The organism is Bradyrhizobium sp. (assembly GCF_028868675.1).
GTDB lineage: Bacteria > Pseudomonadota > Alphaproteobacteria > Rhizobiales > Xanthobacteraceae > Bradyrhizobium.
In genome coordinates this window covers 1-15,961 of record NZ_JAGWUA010000111.1, presented here as the reverse complement: position 1 = coordinate 15,961, position 15,961 = coordinate 1, and the positions used below count along the sequence as shown (strand labels likewise).

18 protein-coding genes and 3 pseudogenes are annotated in these 15,961 nt (G+C 66.0%); 8 read left to right on the top strand and 13 right to left on the bottom strand.

Features of this window, described 5'->3' with window-relative positions; genetic code table 11:
* Positions 1–401 (bottom strand): annotated as a pseudogene (locus tag KGM94_RS15630) (peptidase M3); the annotation flags it as partial.
* A 128-nt stretch (positions 402–529) separates the two neighbouring features.
* Between KGM94_RS15630 and KGM94_RS15625 the strand changes: the two are divergent.
* The 5 genes from KGM94_RS15625 to KGM94_RS15605 all read left to right on the top strand — a co-directional run bounded on the left by KGM94_RS15625 (position 530) and on the right by KGM94_RS15605 (position 5,321).
* Positions 530–790, top strand: a complete 261-nt coding sequence (locus tag KGM94_RS15625; RefSeq protein ID WP_009337438.1) for a hypothetical protein — start codon at positions 530–532, stop codon at positions 788–790.
* 678 nt (positions 791–1,468) lie between these two features.
* Positions 1,469–2,611, top strand: coding sequence for a type III PLP-dependent enzyme (locus tag KGM94_RS15620; protein WP_300260761.1), 1,143 nt, complete (start codon positions 1,469–1,471; stop codon positions 2,609–2,611).
* 126 nt (positions 2,612–2,737) lie between these two features.
* Positions 2,738–3,340 carry an N-acetyltransferase gene (locus KGM94_RS15615; protein WP_300260759.1) on the top strand — a complete coding sequence of 201 codons (603 nt, stop codon included), beginning with the start codon at positions 2,738–2,740 and terminating at the stop codon, positions 3,338–3,340.
* A gap of 99 nt (positions 3,341–3,439) precedes the next feature.
* Complete coding sequence (locus tag KGM94_RS15610; RefSeq protein WP_300260756.1) at positions 3,440–3,829, top strand: RidA family protein; 390 nt, start codon at positions 3,440–3,442, stop codon at positions 3,827–3,829.
* A 49-nt stretch (positions 3,830–3,878) separates the two neighbouring features.
* Positions 3,879–5,321 carry a homospermidine synthase gene (locus KGM94_RS15605; protein ID WP_300260753.1) on the top strand — a complete coding sequence of 481 codons (1,443 nt, stop codon included), beginning with the start codon at positions 3,879–3,881 and terminating at the stop codon, positions 5,319–5,321.
* A gap of 225 nt (positions 5,322–5,546) precedes the next feature.
* Here KGM94_RS15605 and KGM94_RS15600 read toward each other — a convergent pair whose 3' ends face one another.
* The 7 genes from KGM94_RS15600 to KGM94_RS15570 all read right to left on the bottom strand — a co-directional run bounded on the left by KGM94_RS15600 (position 5,547) and on the right by KGM94_RS15570 (position 10,794).
* Positions 5,547–5,882: a hypothetical protein gene (locus KGM94_RS15600; RefSeq protein WP_300260750.1), complete on the bottom strand. Its 336-nt coding sequence runs from the start codon at positions 5,880–5,882 to the stop codon at positions 5,547–5,549.
* A 66-nt stretch (positions 5,883–5,948) separates the two neighbouring features.
* A complete protein-coding gene (locus tag KGM94_RS15595) occupies positions 5,949–6,968 on the bottom strand; it encodes a WD40 repeat domain-containing protein (RefSeq protein ID WP_300260746.1) in 1,020 nt (339 codons plus the stop codon).
* Entirely contained in the window at positions 6,968–8,008 is a 1,041-nt protein-coding gene (locus KGM94_RS15590; protein ID WP_300260743.1) for a GTP-binding protein, read from the bottom strand. The genes KGM94_RS15595 and KGM94_RS15590 overlap by 1 nt, the downstream gene beginning before the upstream one ends.
* Positions 8,009–8,060: 52 nt before the next feature.
* Positions 8,061–8,930, bottom strand: coding sequence for a zinc ABC transporter substrate-binding protein (locus KGM94_RS15585; protein ID WP_300260740.1), 870 nt, complete (start codon positions 8,928–8,930; stop codon positions 8,061–8,063).
* A gap of 4 nt (positions 8,931–8,934) precedes the next feature.
* The gene (locus tag KGM94_RS15580) at positions 8,935–9,804 is read right to left on the bottom strand and encodes a metal ABC transporter permease (RefSeq protein ID WP_300260737.1); all 870 of its coding nucleotides are present in this window, start codon (positions 9,802–9,804) and stop codon (positions 8,935–8,937) included.
* Positions 9,805–9,808: 4 nt separating this feature from the next.
* Positions 9,809–10,582 (bottom strand): ABC transporter ATP-binding protein, encoded by a 774-nt coding sequence (locus KGM94_RS15575; protein ID WP_300260734.1) that lies wholly within the window; start codon positions 10,580–10,582, stop codon positions 9,809–9,811.
* A 2-nt stretch (positions 10,583–10,584) separates the two neighbouring features.
* Positions 10,585–10,794, bottom strand: a complete 210-nt coding sequence (locus KGM94_RS15570; protein ID WP_300260731.1) for a hypothetical protein — start codon at positions 10,792–10,794, stop codon at positions 10,585–10,587.
* Between the two features lie 294 nt (positions 10,795–11,088).
* Between KGM94_RS15570 and KGM94_RS15565 the strand changes: the two genes are divergently transcribed.
* Positions 11,089–11,439, top strand: coding sequence for a hypothetical protein (locus KGM94_RS15565; RefSeq protein ID WP_300260728.1), 351 nt, complete (start codon positions 11,089–11,091; stop codon positions 11,437–11,439).
* Between the two features lie 60 nt (positions 11,440–11,499).
* Here the strand turns inward: KGM94_RS15565 and KGM94_RS15560 are convergent.
* Together KGM94_RS15560 and KGM94_RS15555 are read right to left on the bottom strand one after the other, a co-directional pair.
* A pseudogene (locus tag KGM94_RS15560) lies at positions 11,500–11,733 on the bottom strand (hypothetical protein); the annotation flags it as partial.
* Positions 11,734–11,822: 89 nt separating this feature from the next.
* Positions 11,823–12,419 (bottom strand): superoxide dismutase, encoded by a 597-nt coding sequence (locus tag KGM94_RS15555; RefSeq protein ID WP_300260722.1) that lies wholly within the window; start codon positions 12,417–12,419, stop codon positions 11,823–11,825.
* Between the two features lie 105 nt (positions 12,420–12,524).
* Here KGM94_RS15555 and KGM94_RS15550 point away from each other — a divergent pair, with 105 nt between their 5' ends.
* Positions 12,525–13,052 carry a GNAT family N-acetyltransferase gene (locus KGM94_RS15550; protein ID WP_300260718.1) on the top strand — a complete coding sequence of 176 codons (528 nt, stop codon included), beginning with the start codon at positions 12,525–12,527 and terminating at the stop codon, positions 13,050–13,052.
* A 132-nt stretch (positions 13,053–13,184) separates the two neighbouring features.
* Here KGM94_RS15550 and KGM94_RS15545 read toward each other — a convergent pair whose 3' ends face one another.
* Positions 13,185–14,327 (bottom strand): DUF3095 domain-containing protein, encoded by a 1,143-nt coding sequence (locus KGM94_RS15545; RefSeq protein WP_300260715.1) that lies wholly within the window; start codon positions 14,325–14,327, stop codon positions 13,185–13,187.
* A 197-nt stretch (positions 14,328–14,524) separates the two neighbouring features.
* Here KGM94_RS15545 and KGM94_RS15540 point away from each other — a divergent pair, with 197 nt between their 5' ends.
* Complete coding sequence (locus KGM94_RS15540) at positions 14,525–14,911, top strand: hypothetical protein (protein ID WP_300260712.1); 387 nt, start codon at positions 14,525–14,527, stop codon at positions 14,909–14,911.
* A gap of 3 nt (positions 14,912–14,914) precedes the next feature.
* Here KGM94_RS15540 and KGM94_RS15535 read toward each other — a convergent pair whose 3' ends face one another.
* Both KGM94_RS15535 and KGM94_RS15530 read right to left on the bottom strand, forming a co-directional pair.
* The gene (locus KGM94_RS15535; protein WP_300260709.1) at positions 14,915–15,637 is read right to left on the bottom strand and encodes an SDR family NAD(P)-dependent oxidoreductase; all 723 of its coding nucleotides are present in this window, start codon (positions 15,635–15,637) and stop codon (positions 14,915–14,917) included.
* A pseudogene (locus tag KGM94_RS15530) lies at positions 15,630–15,961 on the bottom strand (long-chain fatty acid--CoA ligase); the annotation flags it as partial. The gene KGM94_RS15535 and the pseudogene KGM94_RS15530, both read right to left, overlap by 8 nt.

The window sequence follows — 15,961 nt, the reverse complement described above, 5'->3', positions numbered from 1 at the left end:
AGCTTCGCGAGCCGCGCGTAGATCTGGGCGTCCATCATGATCGGATTCCAGTGCCGCGCCTCCTCAAGCGCGATCTCGCTTTCGATCTCGAGCAGCTCTGGAGACGAATTGGCTCCCACCAGATCACTGAACACGGCGCCGACTCGGGTCAGCAGCCGTCCCGCGCGCTCCAGTGCCGCCACGGTGTTCTCGAAGGTGGGCTTGGCCGCATCCGCCTTGATGGCGGCAATCTCGACATCGTGCTCGGCAAAGGCCGCTGTGAAGGCCGGCGGGAAGTGATCCGGCAGGATTCGCTCGAAGGGCGGGGTCTCAAATGGCGTCTGCCAGGCCTCAAGCAGCGGGTTGCCGCCGCCGCTCGGAGTTTGGGTGACGGCGGACGACGAAGCGGACGATTTTGTCATGGGAGCCCTGTTTTCAGCGATTTCTGCCTGGAACATATAGCATCGCGCGGGCTCTTTTTTAGGCCCGGAACGCTTGATTGCGGCGCCGATTTCGCAGACATTGCGGCCGCAAACGGAAAGAGACCTGCATGAGCGCCGAAAAGACCGAAACCGGAGCCAAGACCATCGCCTGGCCGAGCGTCATTACCGTCCTGAGCGCCGCGATCCTGATCGGCGCGGAGGTGTTCGGCGCGGCTTTCGCGGGCGGCTGGGCGCTGGCGATCCTGTTCGGGCTCGAAGACACCGGCGCGCACATCCTCCAGGTCATCCTGTTCGCCATCGGCGTGGCGATCATGATCGGCTTCGTGCGCGGCGCGCGGCAGGTCGAGCCGTTCACGCGGCGCGCCTGAGACGCCGAGGCGATTCGAACTGCGGCGAGAGTGTGATTTCGTTAAGCAGTTTTAACAGCCGTTCATGTTCGGCGGCGATTTTGCGGCTTCACGGCAACATCGCGCGACGATCGTGGAGAAATCTATCGCACGGTTGAAAAAGTCCTTGCGAACCAGAGTCAAAACTCATATTTCACGCCTGCCCAATTTCGCACGTGCCTGTGGTCGTGTGTCAGTCGGTGGGTATCCGGACAAGAGGCCGGACAGCCGCCAAGGGGTGAGGAAGCCGAGGGGCGCTTCGAAAGACGCGGAAGTCGCAACCCGACTGAAGCGAAACGAAGAGCCCAGCATCTCTCTCAAGAGATGCCGCTGAAGGTGACCCCTCTCCTTGCAACCGTGACTGGCAGCCGGAGGCGAACCGGCGCACCCCGCTCTCAACGGGGGACGCGACTTAAAGCAACGACGGATCGGGCTTTTTTGGTCTCTACCGGCATTCCAACGCCGGCGCGGGCTACTGAAAAGGCTTGTCCTTCATTGCCAGGTGAGCGGGCGGGAAAATTCCCAACCAATCCACGGCAGCACAATTCGGTTCCTGAGTTCGAGGCTGTGTCGCGTCTCCATCGTGCGACATCGCCGAAGCGCTCATGTCCGAGAACAATTTGAACGGGTCCTTGTCGCAAAGGCCGTTTGGAGGGTGCTATGACCGAGCGCATCAGAGAATTCTTGCGCAACCGCCGTGACGAGGGGCTCGACACCGAGCCCTGCCTCGTCGTCGACCTCGATGTCGTGCGCGACAACTATCAGACCTTTGCCAAGGCGCTGCCCGACAGCCGCGTGTTCTATGCCGTGAAGGCGAACCCGGCGCCGGAAGTGCTGTCGCTGCTCGCCTCGATGGGCTCCTGCTTCGACACCGCCACCGTGGCCGAGATCGAGATGGCGCTGGCCGCGGGTGCGACGCCGGACCGCATCTCCTATGGCAACACGATCAAGAAGGAGCGCGACATCGCGCGCGCCTTCGCGCTCGGGATTCGCCTGTTCGCGGTCGACTGCGCCGCCGAGGTCGAGAAGATCGCCCGCGTCGCGCCGGCTGCGAAGGTGTTCTGCCGCATCCTCTATGACTGCGCCGGCGCCGAGTGGCCGCTGTCGCGCAAGTTCGGCTGCGACCCGGAGATGGCGGTCGAGGTGCTCGACCTCGCCAAGCGTCTGGGCCTGGAGCCGTGCGGCATCTCCTTCCATGTCGGCTCGCAGCAGCGCAAGGTGAAGGCGTGGGACCGGGCGCTGGCGATGGCCTCGACCGTGTTCCGCGACTGCGCCGAGCGCGGCATCAACCTGACCATGGTCAACATGGGCGGAGGCTTCCCGACCAGGTACCTGAAGGACGTGCCGCCGGTGGTGCAGTACGGCCGGTCGATCTTCCGCGCGCTGCGCAAGCACTTCGGCAACCAGATTCCGGAGACCATCATCGAGCCGGGCCGCGGCATGGTGGGCAACGCCGGCGTCATCGAATCCGAGGTCGTGCTCATCTCCAAGAAGAGCGACGAGGACGAGGTGCGCTGGGTCTATCTGGACATCGGCAAGTTCGGCGGTCTCGCCGAGACCATGGACGAGTCGATCCGCTATGCCATCCGCACCCCGCACGACGGGGCGGACATGACGCCGTGCGTGCTCGCAGGCCCGACCTGCGATTCCGCCGACGTGCTGTACGAGCGGAACCCGTATCCGCTCCCGGTGACGCTCGAGATCGGCGACAAGGTGCTGATCGAAGGAACCGGGGCCTATACGTCGACCTACTCGTCGGTGGCGTTCAACGGCATCCCGCCGCTGAAGACCTACCACATCTGAGCCGCCTCCTTTTCGAGGCCCGATGAACCGGGAGCCGGCGCGCCGGCTCCCTCCCCGACATCTCGATTCGTGATGACGCCCGAGCCGCGTGCCCTTCGCGCGCGGCCGGGCGGGGACTGATGCGCCATGACCGCTCTTCGGAAGCCACCCGTCGCCCTCACCTCGAAAGCCGCTCCGTTCGCGATCCGCAGCGAGCGGGTTTCGGACGTTGCCGCCCGCGAGGCGCTGCTCGATGCCTGCTTCGGCGAGAACCGCCACACGCGCACCTGCCAGCGCCTGCGCGACGGACGCGCACCTGCCGCCGGTCTTTCGCTGGCCGCCGTGCGCGAGGGACAACTCGTGGGGACGGTGCGGCTGTGGCACGTCAGCGCCGGGGGCAGGCCCGCTTTGGTCCTCGGACCGCTCGCGGTCGACCCTGCCTGCCGCGCGCTCGGGATCGGCGCGGCGCTGATGCACGAGGCGCTGGCCGCCGCACGGGCGCGCGGGCATGCCGCCGTGATCCTGCTCGGCGACGCCCCTTACTACGCCCGCTTCGGCTTCTCGACCGAAAAGACCGGCGAGCTGTCGCTGCCGGGCAGCTTCGAGCGCGAGCGTCTGCTCGGCCTCGAATTCACCGCGGGCGCGCTCGACGGTGCCTGGGGCATGATCGCGCCGTCAGGCGCGCCGCTGCCCAAGCCGAAGGCGGGCCGCGGCAAGAAGGCACCGCTCGCAGTGCCGCACGCGGCCTGAGCGCATCCAGACGTTCTCTGGGGGTTGCACGGGCCGGCAAAATGCCCCTAAACCCCCGCGCCAAACCCTTCCGTCGAGGTCCAAGACGAGGTCCAAGCCATGTCCCGCCGCCTGATTTCCACTGGCTCGCCGTTCGAGAAGACCGCCGGCTACAGCCGCGCCGTGATCGACGGCGATTTCGCCTTCGTCGCCGGCACCACCGGCTACGACTACGCGACCATGACCATGCCGGCCGACGTCGCGAGCCAGTCACGGAACTGCTTCAAGACCATCGCGGCGGCCCTCGAGGAAGGCGGCTTCGCGATGGCCGACATCGTCCGCGCCACCTACTACCTGACCGACGTCCGTGACGCCGACGCGCACTTCGCCGTCTGCGGCGAGGTGCTCGGCGACATCCGCCCGGCGGCGACGCTGCTCATCGTCAGCGGGCTCTACAAGCCCGAGATGAAGGTCGAGATCGAAGTGACCGCGAAGCGGCGGACCGCCTGAACCCATCCCTCATCATTCGTTCGCCTGCACTTTCCGGAGAAACCATCCCATGAGCCCCGCCTCGCAGATCCACGCGAAGATCACCGGCCCAATCGTCATGGTCGGTTTCGGCTCCATCGGCAAAGGCACGCTGCCGCTGATCGAGCGGCATCTCGACTACGACAAGTCGCGCATCACCGTGATCGATCCCAAGGACGAGGGCCGCAAGGCACTTTGCGAGAAGCACAATGTGCGATTCATCCAGAAGGGCCTGACCAAGGACAATTATCGCGACCTGCTGACTCCGCTGCTCACCGAAGGCGGCGGCCAGGGCTTTTGCGTCAATCTCTCGGTCGATACCGGCTCGACCGACATCATGGAGCTCTGCAACGAACTCGGCGCGCTCTACATCGACACCGTCAACGAGCCCTGGCTCGGCTTCTATTTCGATTCGTCGAAGGGGCCCGAAGCGCGCTCCAACTACGCCCTTCGCGAAGCGACTCTGGCCGCCAAGAAGGCGCGCCCCGCCGGCTCGACGACGGCCGTCTCCTGCTGCGGCGCCAATCCGGGCATGGTCTCCTTCTTCGTCAAGCAGGCGCTCCTCAACGTCGCCGCCGATCTGAAGCTCAATGCCCCCAGGCCGAAGACCAGGGCCGAATGGGCGGACCTGATGCGGCAGGCCGGCGTCAAGGGCATCCACATCGCCGAACGCGACACCCAGCGCTCCAAATCGCCGAAGGAGCCCGACGTCTTCGTCAACACCTGGTCGGTGGAAGGCTTCCTGTCGGAAGGCGTGCAGCCGTCCGAGCTCGGCTGGGGCACCCATGAAAAATGGATGCCCGAGAATGCGCGCACCCACGAAGCCGGCTGCGGCGCCGCCATCTACCTGATGCAGCCCGGCGCCGACACGCGCGTGCGCACCTGGTGCCCGACCCGCGGCGCGCAGTATGGCTTCCTGGTCACCCACAACGAGTCGATCTCGATCGCCGACTACTTCACGGTGCGTGACGCATCGGGCAAGGCGATCTATCGGCCGACCTGCCACTATGCCTATCATCCGGCCGACGACGCCGTGCTGTCGCTGCATGAAATGTTCGGCCGCGCGGCGAAGATGCAGGAAAAGCACCACATCCTCGACGAGAACGAAATCGTCGACGGCATCGACGAACTCGGCGTGCTGCTGTTCGGCCATGACAACAATGCCTACTGGTACGGCTCGCAGCTCTCCATCGAGGAGACCCGCAGGCTCGCGCCCTATCAGAACGCCACCGGCCTGCAGGTGACCTCCGCCGTGCTCGCCGGCATGGTGTGGGCGCTGGAAAATCCGAACGAAGGCATCGTCGAAGCCGACGAGATGGATTTCGACCGTCTGCTGGAAATCCAGATGCCGTATCTCGGCCCGGTGAAGGGCTTCTACACCGACTGGACGCCGCTGACGGATCGTCCGGGACTGTTTCCGGAGGACATCGACACGTCCGATCCCTGGCAGTTCCGGAACGTCCTGGTGCGGTGAGGCGCGCTCCCTCCGCTCGTCATTCCGGGGCGACGCACAGCGCCGAACCCGGAATGGCGAGCGACATCGCAAACAAAATCCGCGGTTCAACCCCATGCACAGTGGCCGGCCGCCGCCGGCAGCGACTTCGATTTTTACGAAATCTGATTGACTCGTCGGGCAAATCAGGGGCATAATGCCATCATTGCCATTCTCACCCGGATTGCTCTGGAGCCCGGGCGGGACCTACTGCTTCTCCTTGATCGGCGGTGCGTACTTCTCCGCAGGCGCCGGCGGCAGGACCGGCTTGGCGGCACCTTGCGTCTGCGGATCGGGCCGCGCGGGCTCCGGCGCCGGCGTGGTCGGACGCTCGCCGCCGGGTTTTGACTCCGCCGGCGTCTTGTTCTGATCGTCGGGCACGGGCGTGGCCTGCAGCGGCGGCGTTGCCTGCGTCATCTGCAGCCGGTTTTCGGCCCGGATTTGCGCCAGCGAAAGGCCGGACACGACGACGCCGGCTGCGAACAGCGAAGCCGCGATCAGCACTTCTCGCCGGAGTCTGCGCTTGTCGTCCTGGCTCGCCATGTCGTGTCCCCGCGAATTGCCACCGGTGACACAACGAACAGCGCGGGTTGCAGGTTCCTCTCGGGCCTACAGTTCCAGAAGCCCGGCGTCGCCGGTTTCATCGGCGAAAGCGAGCAGCGTGCCCTTGGCGTTCCAGGCCAGGCCCGCGACCGGCGCGGTGCCGTTGCGGCGGACCAGGATCTCCGCGCCGTCCTCCAGCCGCACCATCAAAATGGTGCCGTCGCTGTAGCCGGCGGCGAGGATGTCGTTCCTGGGATGGCAGGCCACGACCGACACGCGCGCCTGCAGCGGCGCGAGCATCGCGGGCTCCTTGCCCATCGGACCGTCCTTGCTGGCGAACGGCCACATGATCACGGTGTCGGCGCCTGATGTGGCGAGGAACTTTCCGCCCGCGCTCCAGGACATCGAGCGGACGCGGCCGGGATAGCCGGTCATGCGCATGTGACGATTGTCGGCGAGCCGCCAGCCATGCAGCGCGGCCTCGTGCATCGCCGTGACCAGGAACTTGTTGTCAGGACTGAAGGTGACGGCGAGATGCGAGCCGGCCCATGGCAGGAATTCCGCCGTGGCCGCCATGTTGGGAAACCACAGCGTGGCGCCGTTGTAATGGGCGATCGCGAGCCGCAACCCCTTCGGCGCGAAGGCAAGCCCGCCGACGGTCGAGGGCACGTCGATCGACTTCTCCTCGGCCTTGCCGCTCTTCACGAAGGCCGTCTTGCCGGCCGACCAGGCAAAGGCGCCGTCGGGATGCAGCGCCACCGCGTCGATCCAGCGCCGTTTTGCGTCGGTCGCGAGCAGCGCGACCTCGCTTTTGGCGTTGAGCGCGACCACCTTGCCGTCGTCGCCGCCCATCACGAGGCGTGTACCGTCGCTGGCCGCCGACAGGATGCCGCCGCCGTGGACCGCGACCTTGCTGATCTCACCCTTGGCATCGACGAGGGCGACGGTTTCCTCGCCGCCGACGAAGGCGGCGCGGTCGGCGAGAAAATGCACCGACGTTACGGCCATCCCGAGCGCGACCGGGCGCACCTTCTCGGTGACGGAGACGATCGAGGGCGAGCCGGCTTCGGGCGTGAACTCGGTCATCACTGGACGATGCAGCGCGCAAAGCCTTCGCGAATGGCCTCTTCGGGCAATTCGCGGCCGATGAAGACGACGCGGCTCTCGCGCGGCTCGCCTTCCTTCCACTTCCGCTGGTGGTCGCCCTCCAGCATCATGTGCACGCCCTGGAACACGTAGCGATCGTCATCGTCGACGAACGCCAGGATGCCCTTGGAGCGCAGGATCTTCTGGCCCTCGGTCTGCACCAGGTTCTGCAGCCAGGGCATGAAGCGCGAGGGATCGAGCGGCTTGTCGCTCCTGAGCGCCAGCGACTGCATGTCCTCGTCATGATAGTGCTTCAGGCCGTGGCCATGATCGTGATCATGGTGGTGATGGTCGTGACCGTGATGATGATGATCGTGGTCGTCCGCCTCCAGGAAGGAGGGCTCGATCTCGAGGATGCGGTCGAGGTCGAACGCGCCGCGGTCGAGCACGTCGACCAGCGCAACCTGGCAGCGCTCGGTGCGGTGCAGCCGCGCATACGGATTGATGCCGCGGATGCGGGCCTCGACCTCGGCGAGTTCGGGCTTGGAGACGAGGTCGGTCTTGTTCAGCACGATCACGTCGGCGAAGGCGATCTGGTTCTTGGCTTCGGGCGCGTCCTTCAGCCGGTCGGACAGCCACTTTGCGTCGGCGACCGTGACGACGGCGTCGAGACGGGCGTTCTTCTGCACATCCTCGTCGACGAAGAACGTCTGGGCGACTGGCGCGGGATCGGCGAGCCCCGTGGTCTCGACGATGATGGCGTCGAACTTGCCGCGGCGCTTCATCAGCCCGTCCATGATGCGGACGAGGTCGCCGCGCACGGTGCAGCAGATGCAGCCATTGTTCATCTCGAACACTTCCTCATCGGCGCCGATGATGAGGTCGTTGTCGATGCCGATCTCGCCGAATTCGTTGACGATGACGGCGTATTTCTTGCCGTGGTTCTCGGACAGGATGCGGTTCAACAGGGTGGTCTTGCCGGCCCCGAGATAGCCGGTCAGGACCGTTACGGGAATCTTGCTGGACGTCACGTCAGACATAACTACTCCGAAATCGGGCTTTTGGCGCGACGCGAGGCGGGAGGCCCCTGCCCTAGTGGTCAAGCGCGCTGGTCAGGGCCTTTATATTGTGCCTGACCATGTCAATGTAAGTGGGGGCAGGCCCCTTTTCGCCGGTCAAACCGTCCGAAATCAAGGTCCCGCCGACTTTTGAGCCGGTCTCGGCCGCAATCCGGCGGATCAGCCGCTCGTCGCTGATGTTTTCGAGGAAGACGGCCGGGATTTTTGCCGATCGGATCTGGCTGATGATCCCGGCGATATCGCGTGCGCTGGGCTCGGTGTCGGTGGAGACGCCGAGCGGCGCGATGAATTGGATGCCGTATTCGGCGGCGAAGTAGCCGAAGGCGTCGTGGGTGGAGATCACCTTGCGCCGTTCCGGCGGTATCTTGTCGATCGACTCGCGCACCTCGCGGTCGAGCGCCGCGAGCCTGTCCAGATAGGCCCCGGTCCGGGTGCGGAAGAATTCGGCGTTCGCCGGATCGGCCGCCGCCAGCGCATCGCCGATGTTCCTCACATAGGTTTTCGCATTGGGGATGGACTGCCAGGCATGCGGGTCGGCGGCGGACCCGAGCTTCAGCGGCGCGATGCCGGTGGTTGCCGTCACCACCTGCGCCCTGCTGCCGGAGGACTGCACGAGCCGCGGCAGCCAGCCCTCGAGGCCAAGGCCGTTGACGATGACGAGCCTGGCTTGCGCGATCCGCTTCGCATCGCCCGGCGCCGGCGCGTAGACGTGGACGTCGCCGTTGGCGCCGACCAGCGTGGTGAGGTCGACGCGGTCGCCGCCGACATTGCGGACGAAGTCGGCGAGGATCGAGAAGCTCGCGACCACGCTGAGCCGGTCCGCAGCGCGGACGGGCGATGCGGCCAGCAGCGCGGCAAGGAGTGGGAGCAGGAGGCGCCGCATCGCGTCACGCTTCCAGATGGCGGCCGGGGAACATCTGCCGGATCAGCCCGCCGACGCTGCCGAACAGCACGGAGACGACATAGAGCACGCTCGCCACCAGGATGATCGCGGGCCCCGAGGGCACGCGGGTCTGGAACGACAGCACCAATCCCGCATAGCCCGAGACGGCGGCGGCGGCCACGGCGATCGAAATCATGACGGTGAGGTCGCGCGACCAGAACCGCGCAATGCCGGCGGGGAGGATCATCAGGCCGACCGCGAGAAGCGTGCCGAGCGCCTGAAAGCCGTTGACGAGGTTGACGACGACGAGGGCCAGGAAGGCGAGATGCGCAGGTCCCCCGGCGCGGCTGACCGTGCGCAGGAACAAGGGATCGACGCTTTCGATCACCAGCGGGCGATAGATCACCGCGAGCACCACGAGCGTGATGGTGGCATTGAAGGCGACGACCAGCAGCGTCTGGTCGTCCATCGCAAGGATGTTGCCGAACAGCACGTGCAGCAGATCGATATTGGTGCCCTTGATCGAGACGATGGTGACGCCGAGCGCGAGCGAGACCAGATAGAAGGTCGCCAGCGAGGCGTCCTCCTTCAACCCGGTCGAACGGGCCACCACGCCGGCGAGGATCGCAACCACAAAGCCCGCGATCAGACCGCCGGCCGTCATTGCGAACAGATTGAGGCCGGAGAGCAGGAAGCCGATCGCGGCACCCGGCAGGATGGCATGCGCCATGGCGTCGCCGACGAGGCTCATCCGCCGCAGCATCAGGAACACGCCGATCGGCGCGCCGGCGAGCGCAAGCGCGATCACCGCGGCGAGCGCGCGCCGCATGAACTCGAACTCGGTGAAGGGGCCGATCAGCGCATCGTAGAGCATGAGATCACGCCGCCTGCGAGCGGCCGTCATCGACCGCGCAGGCTGCGGCGCCGTCATCGAACGCTTCGCACATCCGCATCGCCACCAGGAGGTTCTCCGCCGTCAGCACCTCCGCCGTCGGCCCCCATGCCACGGGGCCGCGCGCCAGCAGCAGCGTCTCGCTGAAATGGTTGCGCACCATCTCCATGTCGTGCAGCGCGGCCAGCACGGTGCGGCCCTCGCCGTGCCAGCGCTTGACCAGCGCGAGCAGGTCGGCGGTGGTTTTGGCATCGATGGCGTTGAAGGGCTCGTCGAGTACGATCAGGCGGGTATCCTGCAGCAGGACGCGCGCGAACAGCACGCGCTGCATCTGGCCGCCCGAGAGCGTGCCGATCGGCCGGTTCTCGAATCCGCTGAGGCCGACGGCGGCGATCGCGTCGAGGATCTTGTCGCGCGCAGGCTTGCCGATGCCGCCGAACAAGCCGGTGCTGCGCCACAACCCGGTGCCGACGAAATCGAACACCGAGATCGGAAAGCTGCGGTCGATGTCGGCGGTCTGCGGCAGATAGGCAATGTCGCGAGCGTCGAGGCCGCCGAGATCGATCGATCCTGCGAGCGGCTTGAGGATGCCGACGATGCCGCGCAGCAGCGTCGACTTGCCGGCGCCGTTCGGGCCGATCACTGCAACCAGCGCGCCGCAGGGCACCTCGCCCTCGAGATGGTGGACGGCCGGATGCCGGTCGTAGCCCAGCGTGACGTTATGGAATTGAACTTGGTGGAATTGAACTTGCGCGGCCATCGTCACCTCATTGCGAGCCAGATGGTGCCCCAGAGCACCGCGCAGACCGCGAGCGCGGCCGCAAGGCGCGCGGCCATGGTCATGCGCAGGATCGACCAGGGCGCCGCCTGCGCCGGATGCGGCGCCGCCGGCCCATGGACGTGAGCATGGCTATGATCGTGCCCATGGGCGTGACCATGGTCATGGTGGGCGTCGGACGCTGCCGGAAGCATGAACAAACGTTATATTATAACATAACGCCTGTCGACGCTCTGTGTGGGTCGAACTCTCGTCCATGACCAGGCAGGGGCGACTGGATGCGGCTCGGGAGGGGGACCGACGGCTTGAACAAGAGCGGGCCAAGGTTGTGCGTGTGGGGTAAATCAGATAAAACTCCAAGTAGAATTTCAGTAATTCGTTGTTAGCGGCCTTTGGCCTACTATTTGCTTTCAGTGAAAGGCTGCTGTGGTTCTATCCGCCAGCGCGATATTGGAGGGCTTCGCCACCCTGCAACCGGGAGAGAGAGCTTGGTGGAGTTCCCAACTGCCGGGGGCGAGCCTTCTGATCGGAGATCAGAGCTCTCATGGTTGCTTCAAGAGGGATTGGGGCATTCGGTTGATGACCGAACGCTAGATGTTCTGGCGGCCATTCATGCTCGTCTTGAAAAACAGCAAACCGAGCTGGCCCAACTGCTCGAAAGCAATTCGATCAGCCAAGAGGCCTATCTGGTCGAATTGGATCAGGCGATGCGCCAAACGGCCAAGCTGGGCGAGGATCTGCTCGGTTACGATGACTTCCACAAAGTCTTTGGCGAATTCAGCGCATCAAGCGTGATTGATCCTGCCTCTTTTTTCGAGAGCAAATTCAGGGCTGGATAGCGTGCGTGACTTGAGCACACTTGTCCGTTTCCCCGAATGGTCGTCGCCGCAGCCGCACCATCAGGGCAAGGGCCGGCCGATAGCCATGGCGATCGCCGCGGCCAGGAACGGAAACGGCAGCGAGACGGCGCAGCGGAACCAGACGAAGCGGGCCGGCATGAACGGGATTTCCCACAAGATCACCCGCTGGAAGGCGAACAGCGCCCAGGCGACGACATAGGCGACCACCTGGGGCGCGCCGCCGCCGGACTTCAGCGCCACCGTGCCGATGGAGAAGCCGATCACCGGCCCCCCGCCTTCGGAATTCCGCGCAGCAAAAAGGCGGCCGCGCATGCGACCGCCTCTTTCGTTTCGACCGTCATTCCGGAGCGCGCGCAGCGCGCTCACGCCTTGTCGAACAGCGACTCCACGTATTCCCAGTTCACGAGGTTCTCGACGAACGCCTTCAGGTAGTCCGGGCGGCGGTTGCGATAGTCGATGTAGTAGGAGTGCTCCCAGACGTCGCAGCCGAGGATCGGGGTAGCGCCGTGCACCAGCGGATTCTCGCCGTTCGGCGTCTTGGAGATTTCGAGCTTACCGTTCTTGACCTGTAGCCAGCACCAGCCGGAGCCGAACTGGCCGACGCCGGCGGCCTGGAAGTCGGTCTTGAACTTCTCGAATCCGCCGAGATCCTCGTCGATCTTCTTGGCGAGCTTGCCGGGCAGCTTGCTGCCGCCGCCCTTGGGCTTCATCCAGCTCCAGAAATGGATGTGGTTGTAGTGCTGGCCGGCATTGTTGAAGACCGCCGGGTTCTTGCCGAACGACCCCTTGACGATCTCCTCGAGGGATTTGCCTTCCCATTCGGTCCCCTTGAGCGCGTTGTTGCCGTTGGTGACGTAGGCCTGATGATGCTTGTCGTGGTGAAATTCGAGCGTTTCCTTCGACATATGGGGCCCGAGGGCGTCATAGGCGTAAGGCAGGGGGGGCAGCGTAAAGGTCATGGGTTGTTGTCCGCAACTGATGGGGAACGAGGCTTAACGGTCATCCCTTATAGAAGGTTCCGCGGCTATTAAATACCGCTATTTGCGAAAGGCAGGGGGTAGTCCATGAGCATCGAGATCGACATCCTGAACGGCGATGCGTCCTGGCCGATCGCCGAGCCGCTGCACAGCGCCGTCTGGGGACGCGACGTCGTCGAAAAGCTGCCCTGGGGCCACGTCCAATGGGCGAATGCCGATCTGCGCGTGCTGATCGAGGCGCCGTCGGGCGGACTGGCCTGTCATGTCGGCGTCTATTTCCGCACCATCCTCTGGAACGGGCGCAAGGTGCATGTCGGCGGCATCGGCGGCGTCGCCACGCGCGAGGACTGCCGGCGACGGGGCTACGCGACGCTGGCCATCGAGGCCGCGGTGCACACCATGCGCGCCAACGACGCCGTCCGTTTCGCCCTCCTGTTCTGCGAGCCGCACAATTTCGCGTTCTACCAGGCCCGCAACTGGCACCCCTTCACCGGCGAGGTCTGGTGCGAGCAGAAGGACGGACGCATCCGCTTCGATTACATGGCACCCTTCGTGCTCGACATCGGCCGCGCGCCGCGCCAGGGCACGCTCGACCTGTGCGGCCTGCCGTGGTGAGGCCTGCGTGAACGGAGGGCTGGCACCGCCCCGGTCCACGCGTAGCGTTCGTGCGCTGGGACGCCATCGGCCCCGGCTCTGCAGCGCACCGCTGAAGATGCGCTGCGCTGCGTCCGGGGCACGAGCGCGGTGTTACGCCAACATCGCCTTCAATGCGATCGCCGCCGACGCATAGCCGCCGCGGGCGCCGTCAATGAAATGCACGTGGTCGCTGCGCAGCGCCGACGGCGTGAAGCAGGTCATCATCGCGGCGTCCTGCCGGTGCAGTCCGTAGCGCACGACGCCGTCGGCCGCGGCCGAGGCAAGCCGCTCGCTCAGCGCGCGCTCGAGCTCGACCGAGCAGTCGAGGATCATCTTCAGGCCGTCGTCGAACTTGCGGAAGTCCGAGTTCTCGACCACCTGCTGCACATAGGCCTTCGGCACGAAGCCGCCGAGCCTGATGCCGAAGCGCATGACGACATAGACGAACAGCGTCGTCGCGAGCACGGACGCGCGGCGCCTGAACAGGGATCCGCCGCGCGCCGCGCGCGCCTCGTAGTCCACGCCCTGCGGCGGCCAGCGCAGGGGCGGGCCCTGCGGCGGCACCGGCCGCCCGGCGTCCGGGCTGCGCTCGACGAGCGCGATCAGGTCCTCGATCACCTTGCGGAAGGCGCCCGCATCGGCATCGCGTGCCGGCACCACCAGCACCGACAGGATCAGGCCGCGCGAGGCCGGAATCTCCTCGAAGCGGCAGGACAGGCCAGTGAGATCGGGTTGGGTGCCGGGGGGCGCCTCCGCGACCGCGAACTCGCCCCGCTTCATCGCGGCCTCGGCCCAGCCCAGCCCGCCGCCGGAGAACATCGCATAGGACAGGTTCGCTGACGGACCGAACCGGGCGACGCGGACATCGAACCCCTGCGCCCGGATGGCGCCGACCGGCACCAGCGCGACGCGCAGCTTAAGCTCGAGGCCTTCCCCGACCCAGGTCGCGGTCGCCGCCAGCGCCTCGCGCGCAGGCGCGAGATCGGCGGGCGCCACGGCGAAACTCGCGCCGTCGCCGCCGAACACGAACGGAAATTCCCGCCCCTCCAGCGCGTTGGTGACCGCGGCGATCACCGCGGCGCCGGCCATGTTGACCGCCTTGTAGCGCTGCGCCGCGATCGCCTTGGTGGAATCGACGATGTCGGCGACCCCGATGCTCCAGTCATCCGGCAGGGGCGAATAGAGCGACGGATCCATCAGGCTGGCAAAGCCGCGGAAGACGGGAATCGTGCCGTAGAAGGATTCGCTGGTCATCGCCGAAGGCCGGACGGTTGATGTGCTGCACGAGAAGGTACGGAGCGGGGCGGATTTCGGTTCGGATCATGGGCCGGAACCGGCCCCGACAACAAGACCGCCCCGGTGCGGGCCGCAGTCGGTCCCTTAAGTCCTTGATCGGGGTCAAACAACGGAACCCCAATGGCGTCTACGAATGGGGCGTCGCAAGATGCGGGATGACTGGCGTGGCTGACAGCAGGAAGAAGGACCCCGACCGCCCGGTTCGCCGGCGCACCGGGCTTGACGCGGTCAGCGCGGTCAAGATGTCCGAGGACCTGACCGCGACCGTCGATGCCTGGGCCGAGGCCCATCAGATGGCGCGCTCGGATGCGATCCGAAAGCTGGTCGAGCTCGGCCTTGCGGCGGCCCCCCTGCCCCACCGCGCCCGCAACCCGGTCGCGACCCATTCCGCCGAGATCGAAGATCGCGCGGTGAGGCAGATCGGCGAGCTGCTCGATCCCGAACTGCCGTCGGACGAGCGCGAGCGGCGCATTCGCCGCCTCACCGAGGGGCCACCGGAATTTTCGCACGAGCGCATCGATCTGCCGAAGCACAAGGCCTGACGGCTAGGCCGTATTGCCCGCATCGATCGTGAACACCGCGCCGGTGACGTTGCGGCCGCCGTCGCCCAGCAGATATTCCACCATGCGCGCGACGTCGTCGGTCTCGGGCAGCCGGCGCAGCGCGCTGCGGCCGGCGATGCGCTTGCGGTCCTCGTCGGAGAGCTCGTGCGTCAGCTCGGTATCGATGAAGCCCGGCGCGATCGCATTCACGGTGATGCCGACCTTGCCGACCTCGCGGGCGAGCGAGCGGGTGAAGCCCGTCGCGGCCGCCTTGGTCGCACCATAGACCGACAGCCCGTTGTAGCCGGTGGAGGCGATGATCGAGGAGATGTTGACGATGCGCCCGGCGCCGTCGGCCATCATCTGCCGCGCGACGTATTTGGTGAGGATGATCGGGGACAGCACGTTGAGCTGCACCAGCGCCTCGATCTCGGAATTGTGCATGGTCGCGAGCAGGCCCTCGGTGCCGAGGCCGGCATTGTTGACGAGGCCGTAGATCGCGCCGAACTCGTCGCGTACCAGTTTTGCGAAGGCCGGGATGGCATCGATCACGGCGAGATCGCAGGCGCGGAAATGCAGCCGTCCGTCGGCTTCGCGGACCGCGGCGGCAAGTTCCTCGCTCTCGCGTCGGGCCACGGCGATCACGTTGTAGCCGGAGCCGACCAGCTTCCTCACGATCGCGAGCCCGATGCCGCGGCTGCCGCCGGTGACGAGGACGTTACGCATCGGTGCGCGCCAATTTCCCGGCCGGCGTGACGTCGAGCGTTTCGACGAAGCTGATCACGGCAGGCACCTTGTGCGCGGCGAGCTGCGACCGGCACAGCTTCGTGATCTGATCGCGGATCTCGGCGGCGCGCGCGGGATCGGTGCCCTCGGCGAGGATCGCCTCGACCACGACGATGCCTCCGGTGATCGGGCTCTTGCGCGACTTCGCGCGCGACATCCGCACGTCCGCATGGCGATTGATGACGGCCTCGATCTCCTCGGGATGCACCTTCAGGCCGCCGACATTGATGATGCCGCCGCGGCGGCCGACGAAATAATAGCGAT

Coding starts and splice junctions, on each gene's coding strand:
- KGM94_RS15600 (WP_300260750.1), bottom strand. CDS start 5,882: ATGGCGAGCCAGGACGACAAGCGCAGACTCCGGCGAGAAGTGCTGATC.
- KGM94_RS15540 (WP_300260712.1), top strand. CDS start 14,525: ATGACTGGCGTGGCTGACAGCAGGAAGAAGGACCCCGACCGCCCGGTT.
- KGM94_RS15555 (WP_300260722.1), bottom strand. CDS start 12,419: ATGACCTTTACGCTGCCCCCCCTGCCTTACGCCTATGACGCCCTCGGG.
- KGM94_RS15570 (WP_300260731.1), bottom strand. CDS start 10,794: ATGCTTCCGGCAGCGTCCGACGCCCACCATGACCATGGTCACGCCCAT.
- KGM94_RS15620 (WP_300260761.1), top strand. CDS start 1,469: ATGACCGAGCGCATCAGAGAATTCTTGCGCAACCGCCGTGACGAGGGG.
- KGM94_RS15535 (WP_300260709.1), bottom strand. CDS start 15,637: ATGCGTAACGTCCTCGTCACCGGCGGCAGCCGCGGCATCGGGCTCGCG.
- KGM94_RS15615 (WP_300260759.1), top strand. CDS start 2,738: ATGACCGCTCTTCGGAAGCCACCCGTCGCCCTCACCTCGAAAGCCGCT.
- KGM94_RS15625 (WP_009337438.1), top strand. CDS start 530: ATGAGCGCCGAAAAGACCGAAACCGGAGCCAAGACCATCGCCTGGCCG.
- KGM94_RS15605 (WP_300260753.1), top strand. CDS start 3,879: ATGAGCCCCGCCTCGCAGATCCACGCGAAGATCACCGGCCCAATCGTC.
- KGM94_RS15580 (WP_300260737.1), bottom strand. CDS start 9,804: ATGCTCTACGATGCGCTGATCGGCCCCTTCACCGAGTTCGAGTTCATG.
- KGM94_RS15550 (WP_300260718.1), top strand. CDS start 12,525: ATGAGCATCGAGATCGACATCCTGAACGGCGATGCGTCCTGGCCGATC.
- KGM94_RS15585 (WP_300260740.1), bottom strand. CDS start 8,930: ATGCGGCGCCTCCTGCTCCCACTCCTTGCCGCGCTGCTGGCCGCATCG.
- KGM94_RS15595 (WP_300260746.1), bottom strand. CDS start 6,968: ATGACCGAGTTCACGCCCGAAGCCGGCTCGCCCTCGATCGTCTCCGTC.
- KGM94_RS15545 (WP_300260715.1), bottom strand. CDS start 14,327: ATGACCAGCGAATCCTTCTACGGCACGATTCCCGTCTTCCGCGGCTTT.
- KGM94_RS15610 (WP_300260756.1), top strand. CDS start 3,440: ATGTCCCGCCGCCTGATTTCCACTGGCTCGCCGTTCGAGAAGACCGCC.
- KGM94_RS15575 (WP_300260734.1), bottom strand. CDS start 10,582: ATGGCCGCGCAAGTTCAATTCCACCAAGTTCAATTCCATAACGTCACG.
- KGM94_RS15590 (WP_300260743.1), bottom strand. CDS start 8,008: ATGTCTGACGTGACGTCCAGCAAGATTCCCGTAACGGTCCTGACCGGC.